This window comes from Novosphingobium sp. B-7 (assembly GCF_000410615.1).
Classification (GTDB): domain Bacteria; phylum Pseudomonadota; class Alphaproteobacteria; order Sphingomonadales; family Sphingomonadaceae; genus Novosphingobium; species Novosphingobium capsulatum.
Genome location: NZ_KE148397.1, coordinates 1 through 7158 on the forward strand (window position 1 = coordinate 1; position 7158 = coordinate 7158).

The 7158-nt window shown below is 67.3% G+C and carries 7 protein-coding genes; 3 read left to right on the plus strand and 4 right to left on the minus strand.

All coding sequences use genetic code 11. The annotated features are described in order from the left end of the window. The 3 genes from H926_RS0117185 to H926_RS0117195 form a co-directional block, all read left to right on the plus strand. Nucleotides 1–570: amino acid permease (locus tag H926_RS0117185; protein ID WP_022677417.1), on the plus strand; the 570-nt coding region annotated here is incomplete at its 5' end. 96 nt (nucleotides 571–666) lie between these two features. After that, entirely contained in the window at nucleotides 667–1563 is an 897-nt protein-coding gene (locus H926_RS0117190; protein WP_022677418.1) for a pirin family protein, read from the plus strand. Between the two features lie 212 nt (nucleotides 1564–1775). After that, entirely contained in the window at nucleotides 1776–2654 is an 879-nt protein-coding gene (locus tag H926_RS0117195; RefSeq protein WP_022677419.1) for a TorF family putative porin, read from the plus strand. A gap of 202 nt (nucleotides 2655–2856) precedes the next feature. Here H926_RS0117195 and H926_RS0117200 read toward each other — a convergent pair whose 3' ends face one another. The 4 genes from H926_RS0117200 to H926_RS28350 all read right to left on the minus strand — a co-directional run. Beyond that, entirely contained in the window at nucleotides 2857–4398 is a 1542-nt protein-coding gene (locus H926_RS0117200; RefSeq protein WP_022677420.1) for a SulP family inorganic anion transporter, read from the minus strand. Beyond that, nucleotides 4395–5090, minus strand: a complete 696-nt coding sequence (locus H926_RS0117205) for a carbonic anhydrase (protein WP_022677421.1) — start codon at nucleotides 5088–5090, stop codon at nucleotides 4395–4397. The genes H926_RS0117200 and H926_RS0117205 overlap by 4 nt, the downstream gene beginning before the upstream one ends. Nucleotides 5091–5197: 107 nt before the next feature. Continuing rightward, nucleotides 5198–6583: an ATP-binding protein gene (locus tag H926_RS28345; protein WP_022677422.1), complete on the minus strand. Its 1386-nt coding sequence runs from the start codon at nucleotides 6581–6583 to the stop codon at nucleotides 5198–5200. Between the two features lie 13 nt (nucleotides 6584–6596). Then, a partial coding sequence (locus H926_RS28350; RefSeq protein ID WP_022677423.1) for a winged helix-turn-helix domain-containing protein occupies nucleotides 6597–7158 on the minus strand: 562 nt, incomplete at its 5' end.

The window sequence follows — 7158 nt, forward strand, 5'->3', positions numbered from 1 at the left end:
AGCACCGCGCCCGGCGCCGATCTGGCGCGCACCGCGTTCGGCCCGGCCGGCGCGTGGCTGACCGTGGGGATCGTGGCGATCTCGGCGATCAGCAGCATCAATTCCACGCTGATCGTGTGTTCGCGCGTCACCGCCTCTGCTGCGGCAGACCTGCCGGCACTGGCCGCGCTGGGCAACTGGCACGACGCACGCGGCACCCCGGCGCGCGCCACGCTGGCTGTGGGCGGATTTTCCCTGCTGCTGACGGCAGTATCGGGCCTGTCGCAAAGCGGCTTTGGCGCGATGGTCGATTACATGACCCCGGTGTACTGGCTGTTCGTGATCCTGGGCATGGCTGCCTTGATCCGCCTGCGCCGCACGATGAAGGCGCACGACTGGCCGGTGCGCACGCCGCTGTTTCCGCTGTTTCCGCTGGCCTTCATGGCGCTGTCGGCCGCCATGCTGTGGTCTTCGCTCACCCAGCTGGGGCCGGGTGCCTTGGCCGGGGCCGCCGTTCTGCTGCTGGGCCTGGTGCTGGGCCAATTGGTGCAGCGGCGTGGGAAGACTGTCCAAGCCGTCCAACAAAGCTGAACAATTCGACCAGCCTTATCGGTATTTCCTTGAATAGCTGCGCGCTTTAAACCGGCCACATAGCCCGTCACGGGCGCCAGCTTTGGGAACACCGCCATGACCATCCGCACCCCCGATGTGCCGGGCATCGAATTTGCCCTCCTGCCCCCGGTTCGCGATCTGGGCGAAGGCTTCAAGGTGCGCCGCGCGCTGCCTTCGGCCCACCGCCGCATGGTCGGGCCATTCATCTTCTTTGACCAGATGGGCCCGGCCGCCTTTGCCGGTGGCGAAGGGCTCGACGTGCGCCCGCACCCGCATATCGGCCTCGCCACGGTGACCTATCTGGTGGAAGGCGAAATCCTGCATCGCGATTCGCTCGGCTCGGTCCAGGCGATCCGCCCGGGTGAGGTCAACTGGATGACCGCCGGGCGCGGCATCACCCATTCCGAACGCACTGGCCCGGAAATGCGCAGCAGCGGCGGCCCGCTGTTCGGCCTGCAGGCCTGGGTTGCCCTGCCCACCCATGCCGAGGAAACCGATCCCGCCTTTGCCCACCACAAGGCGGATGAAATCCCCACGGGCGAAGTCGATGGCACCCGCCTGACGCTGATCGCCGGGCAGGTTGATGGCCTGACCTCGCCGGTCAAGACGCTGTCGGACCTGGTCTATGCCGAACTGGTGATCGCGCCGGGCGGGCGCTATCGCGTGGCGGCCGAGCATGTAGAACGCGCGCTCTATGTCGTGAGTGGCGAGATCAGCGTGGGCGGCCAGACCGGCGGCTTTGCCACCAGCGAACTGATCGTGCTCAAGCCCGGCGCCGAAGTGGTGATCGAAAGCACGACCGGCGCGCGGGTGATGCTGATGGGTGGCGAACCGTTTCCCGAAAAGCGCCACATCTTCTGGAACTTCGTCTCGTCGCGGCCCGATCGCCTGGAACAGGCCAAAGCAGACTGGAAGGAAGATCGCTTTGCCCATGTTCCCGAAGAGCACGAGTTCATTCCGCTGCCCGAATAAGTGGCTGTGACGCAAAAGCCACAGCAGAAACACAGCAACACTTCGTTGCATAAGGGAAAAGGACCAGACAGCATCGCAGCCTAACCCCGGTCATCTCGGCGCAACCTGCTGCCGGAGATGGCCGGGCTTTCCCTTGCCATCGTCCGAGACGGGCAGGCGCCGAGACGCAGGCGGAACCGTTTCTCGATGACCGTGAGGGAAGGACAGTTCCGATGATTCAACGCTCTGCACGCCGCCGGGCCGGCCGTATCGCCTTGGCCGCCACGCTGGCCGGCGCATCCATGGCCCTGGCCACCGCGGCCAAGGCGGAAGACACCGCGCCGCCTTCGGCCATCACCATTTCCGGCAGCGCCGCCGTGGTGACCGACTATCGCCTGCGCGGCGTGTCGCAATCCAACAATGGCTTTGCCCTGCAGGCCGGCGTCACCATCGCCCATGAAAGCGGCTTCTACGTCGGCACCTGGGGCTCCAACCTGGCCGGCTGGGGCACGTTCGGCGGTCCCAACCTGGAACTCGACGCGATCGGCGGCTTCAAGAAGTCGTTCGGCCCGGCCACGCTCGACGTTGGCCTGACCTGGTACATGTATCCGGGCGGCGCGGCCAAGACCGACTTTGCCGAACCCTTCGTCAAGCTGTCGGGCACCGTCGGCCCGGTCTCGGCACTGGCCGGCGTGGCCTATGCGCCCAAGCAGCAGGCGCTGGGTCAGTGGTATGATTCGGGCGCCAGCTACGTCGCCGGCACGCCCGAACATCCCGGTGCCAAGAACGACAACCTCTATGTCTGGGGCGATGTGAGCGGCGCAATCCCGACTACCCCGGTCACGCTCAAGGCCCACCTCGGCTATTCCAAGGGCAATCCCGGCCTTGGCCCCAACGGCACCAGCGTGGCGCCGACCGGTTCCTATGCCGACTGGCTGCTGGGCGCCGACCTGGCGCTGGGCAAGGTGGTGCTGGGCATTGCCTATATCGACACCAACATCAGCGATGCCGATGCCGCCTATCTGCGGCCCAACTTCACCAAGTATCAGGTTCAGGACGGCGCCTCGATCTCGTCCTCGCGCGTGGTGCTCTCGGCCACGGTCAACTTCTAACCCACCCTTTCCACCAGGTACGCACGACTGTCCCTCGCCAGCCCCCAAGCTGGCGGGGACTTTTTTTATGTGCCGTTGTCGCAGGCCTGGCTCAACGAAACTGCCCCCACAGGCCAGAGGCCGTGGGGGCAGCGGCGCGTGGTGCGCCATCCATGAGCCGGGATGGGGGTGGGCTCAGGAGTTCGACAGGGCCTCTGCGCGATCAGGCGGCGTGGGGCACCGCGCGCAGGATCGGCTCGGGGCCCGAGACGGTTACCGCGTTGCCCTGCTGGCGGCGGCGGGCGAGCCATTCGCGCAGGGTTTCGGCAGTGGTGTGGTCGATCGCCTTGACCCGGCCGAGATCGAGGTGGACACGGCGATCGGCCGGCAGGTCTTCGAGCACGGCGTTGAGCTTGGTCAGGCGCAGGAAGGTGGCCGCGCCCTTGAGTTCCACGTTGGTGGCGTCACCATGGTCGTGGGCATGAACACCCAGGTTGAGGTGCTTCACGTGCGGCAGCAGTTCCACCAGCGACAGCGCCATGCCCACCAGCACGCCGGTCAACAGGTCGGTCGTCACCACCAGGGCAAAGGTCACCGCCCAGATCGCCGCTGGCAGCGGGCCATAGTGGGTGAACAGGTGCTTCACATGCTTGAGGCTGACCAGCTTCCAGCCCGTCACCACCAGCACGCCCCCGAGCGCAGCCATCGGCACTTCGCGCAGCAGCCAGGGCAGCAGCGCGACAAAGCCAAGGATCCACGCGCCATGCAGTACGGCCGACCAGCGGGTTTGCGCACCGGCCTGGACGTTGGCCGAAGAACGCACAATCACGCCGGTCATCGGCAGGGCGCCAACCATGCCGCACAGCAGATTGCCGATGCCCTGCGCGCGCAGTTCCTTGTTATAGTCGGTGCGCACGCCATTGTGCATGCGATCGACGGCTGCGGCCGACAACAGCGTTTCCGCGCTGGCGATAAAGGCAATGGCCACGGCCGAGACCAGCAGCGCCGGCTTGGCCAGCAGCGGATCGAGGAACGCCCCGCCCGGCGCGGCAAACGCGGCGCTGAGCGAATCCGGCACGGCAATGCGCGCCACCGGCAGGCCCAGCACGGCGGCAAGCACCGTGGCAGCGACCACCCCGATCAGGGCGCCCGGCACCAGAGACAGCGCCTTGGGCTTGAGCTTGTCCCAGCCCAGCATGCCCACGATCGTCACCAGGCCCAGGACCAGCGCCATTTCGCTGGCGCGCCAATCGAACGGCGAAAGGCCCAGCACACGCGCCGGGATCATCGACAGGTTGGCCAAGCCATTGGACATCGGCTTGGCATCGAACAGGATGTGGAACTGGCCCACCACGATCAGCGCGCCGATGCCGGCCAGCATGCCATGCACCACCGCCGGGGAAATGGCGCGGAACACACCGCCCAGCCGGGCAATACCCGCCACCAACTGAATCAGCCCGGCCACGAGCAACACCGGGCCAAGCGCGGACAGGCCATTGTCGCGCACGAATTCGAACACGATCACGGCCAGGCCCGCCGCCGGGCCCGAAACCTGCAAGGGCGAGCCGGCGAGCAGCCCGACGACGATGCCGCCGATGATGCCGGTCACCAGGCCCTTTTCCGGCGGCACGCCCGAGGCGATGGCAATGCCCATGCACAGCGGCATGGCCACCAGGAACACCACGATCGACGCGGTGAAATCGCGAACGAGGCCGCCCCTTGTGGGGGCAGCCTCGGGCGATGCAGCGATTGCTGCCTGGCTCATTCGGCCGCCTCCGCCAGGGCGGGTTCGCGCGCAAAGCGCGGTGCGGCCGCCAGGGCGACGGGCAGCGGGCGATCTTCACGCAGCGGCACGAATTCGCCGGTGTCGCCATCCAGGCCCAGCACCTGGCCGGCGCTGATATCCACGAACCAGCCATGGAGCGACATTTCGCCGCGCGCGATCGCCGCCGAAACCGACGGATGGGTGCGCAGATGATCGATCTGGGCGATGATGTTCTGCAGGCTGACCGCGCGCACGCGCTCGCCGCCGTGCAGGTGCGGCGAACAGCTCGACACGACATGCTCAGCCGCGGCGCCATGGCGCAGCCAGGCGACCACGTTGGGCATGCCCTGCGGCGGCTCGGGCGCGGCCAGCGCTTTCATCGCGCCACAGTCAGAGTGGCCGCACACGATGATGTCGCGCACGCCCAGCGCCACCACGGCATATTCCACCGTGGACGACACGCCGCCGTTCATCGTCGAATAGGCCGGCACCATGTTGCCAGCGTTGCGACACACGAACAGATCGCCAGGCTGGGCCTGCATGATCTGCTCGGGCACGATGCGCGAATCCGCGCAGGACACCATCAGCGCCTTGGGCGCCTGGCCGTGGGCAGAAAGCTGGCCATAAAGCTCGCTGCTCTGCGGAAAGACGGTCTTTTCGAAACGGAAAACCCGGCCGATAAGTTCGTTCATGGGGAGGTACCTCCTCTTGAATATCTGATGCGCGGGGCGAATGCCGTTGCGCTTGATGCAAGAGGTACGCGGATGTCTTTGCCCGCAGCCGTCGCAACTGTAAGGAACTATTTCCCTGGCTTGGCAGCGGGGTAGCCAGCCTTGCGCGGCAGACGAACCGTGGCGACCAGGCCGCTGACCGGCCCGGTCTCGCCCGGTTCGGGGCGGCGATTGGCGAGAATCAGCGTGCCGCCTTCGGCCCGGATCGCGCGCTTGACGATGGCCAGGCCCAGCCCCATGCCCGGCGTATCGCGCCCGCGCGCCGCATCCAGGCGCACGAACGGCTGGGTCACTTCATCCAGCCGGTCCACCGGAATGCCCGGCCCGCGATCGGCCACCACCACTTCGGCCCAATCGCCATCGGCGCGCACGATCACTTCCACATGCCCGGCATAGTGCAGCGCGTTTTCCACCAGATTGCCCAGCGCACGGCGCAGCGACACCGCGCGCGCCTGGATCACCAGCCGGTCTGGCCCGTCATAGGTGGCATCGCCCCCCTGGTCATAGGCGTTGTCCACCAGCGTCATCGCCATGGCCGCCAGGTCCACCGGCTCTGCCGGGATCTGCCGCCCTTCCCCTTCGACATAGGCTTGCAGCGAGGCGAGCAGGTGCATCATCTCGTCAATGTCGTGGACCATGTCGGCCTGGGTTTCGCGGTCGATGCCGGCATCGTCCAGCCGCAGCCGCAGCCGCGCAAGGGGTGTGCGCAAGTCATGACCGATCGCCAGCATCGACTGCGTGCGATCGAGCATCTGGCGATAGATGCGGCTTTGCATGCGGTTGAACGCGCGGATCAGGCGGCGCACTTCGTCTGGGCCACGCTCGGTCAGCGGTTCGGGCGGGCCGGCGCCAACCCGCCCGGTGGCGGATACCAGCGCCTTGAGCGGGCGGATCGTGGCGCGAAACAGCACCCAGGCCAGAACCACCAGCAAGGGCGTTGGCACCAGCAGCACCGCCAGCCGTCCGGCATTGAGCGTCCAGGCCTCGCTTGCCTGGGTGCGGAACACCACGCCCGAGCCATCCTTGAGCAGCATCGCCCCGTTTACCGATCCGGGCGAGGCGAGCGATTTCAGCGAAAAGCGCGGATCGCCTGAGGCCAGTTCGGGCGCGGCATCGAGCACCTGCGCGCGCAGCCGGTCGAGCGAAAGGGCATCGTCGCCATGGGCCAGGCGCGGTTTCCACGCCAGGGAAAAGCGCGGCGAAGACAATCGCTCGGCCAGCGCCGGGCGGTCGGCCGGCTCTTCTGCTTCCAGCGCGCGGCTGGCGATTACCAGGTTTTCGGCAATGCGCGCCGCATCATCGCTGCGCAGGGCAAAGTTGCTGGCGCGATCGAACAGCACGGCGTTGGAGCCGAAATCGATCGCCGCCATCAGCACCAGAATGGCCAAAAGCCGCTCCGGCAAACCGAAGCGGCGCATGGCCCGGCGCAGCGACAGCCGGCGCCGGGAAATCATGAGCGGCGCTGCATCACGTGCGGGTGACTTGCGCCTTGAACATGTAGCCAACCCCGCGCACCGTCGCGATCGGGGCTTCGCCCCCGGCCGCCGTCAACTTGCGGCGCAGGCGCGACACCAGCACGTCGATGCTGCGGTCTGAACTGTCACCCAGGCGGGTGCGCGACAGCTCGATCAGGCGTTCGCGGCCCAGCACGCGCTGCGGCTGCGCCACGAACGTGGCGAGCAGATCGAACTCCGCCCCGGTCAGGTCCACCATCACACCATCGGGGGCATGCAGTTCGCGGCGGGCGAGCGAGAGCGTCCAGCCATCAAAGCGGATTTCGCTGGCGCGCTCACCCGGCTCGGCCGCCGCCAGGCCATCGCCGCCCTGCCCGCCACGGCGCAGCACGGCGCCGACGCGGGCGACCAGTTCGCGCGTGCCGAATGGCTTGGCGAGATAGTCATCGGCGCCGAGTTCCAGGCCAAGCACGCGGTCTTCCTCGCTGCCACGGGCGGAAATGAAGATGATCGGCACGTCGCTCAACCGCCGCAGCTTGCGGAACAGCTCGATCCCGTTGGTGCCGGGCAGCATG

Coding starts and splice junctions, on each gene's coding strand:
- H926_RS0117190 (WP_022677418.1), top strand. CDS start 667: ATGACCATCCGCACCCCCGATGTGCCGGGCATCGAATTTGCCCTCCTG.
- H926_RS0117195 (WP_022677419.1), top strand. CDS start 1,776: ATGATTCAACGCTCTGCACGCCGCCGGGCCGGCCGTATCGCCTTGGCC.
- H926_RS0117205 (WP_022677421.1), bottom strand. CDS start 5,090: ATGAACGAACTTATCGGCCGGGTTTTCCGTTTCGAAAAGACCGTCTTT.
- H926_RS28345 (WP_022677422.1), bottom strand. CDS start 6,583: ATGATTTCCCGGCGCCGGCTGTCGCTGCGCCGGGCCATGCGCCGCTTC.
- H926_RS0117200 (WP_022677420.1), bottom strand. CDS start 4,398: ATGAGCCAGGCAGCAATCGCTGCATCGCCCGAGGCTGCCCCCACAAGG.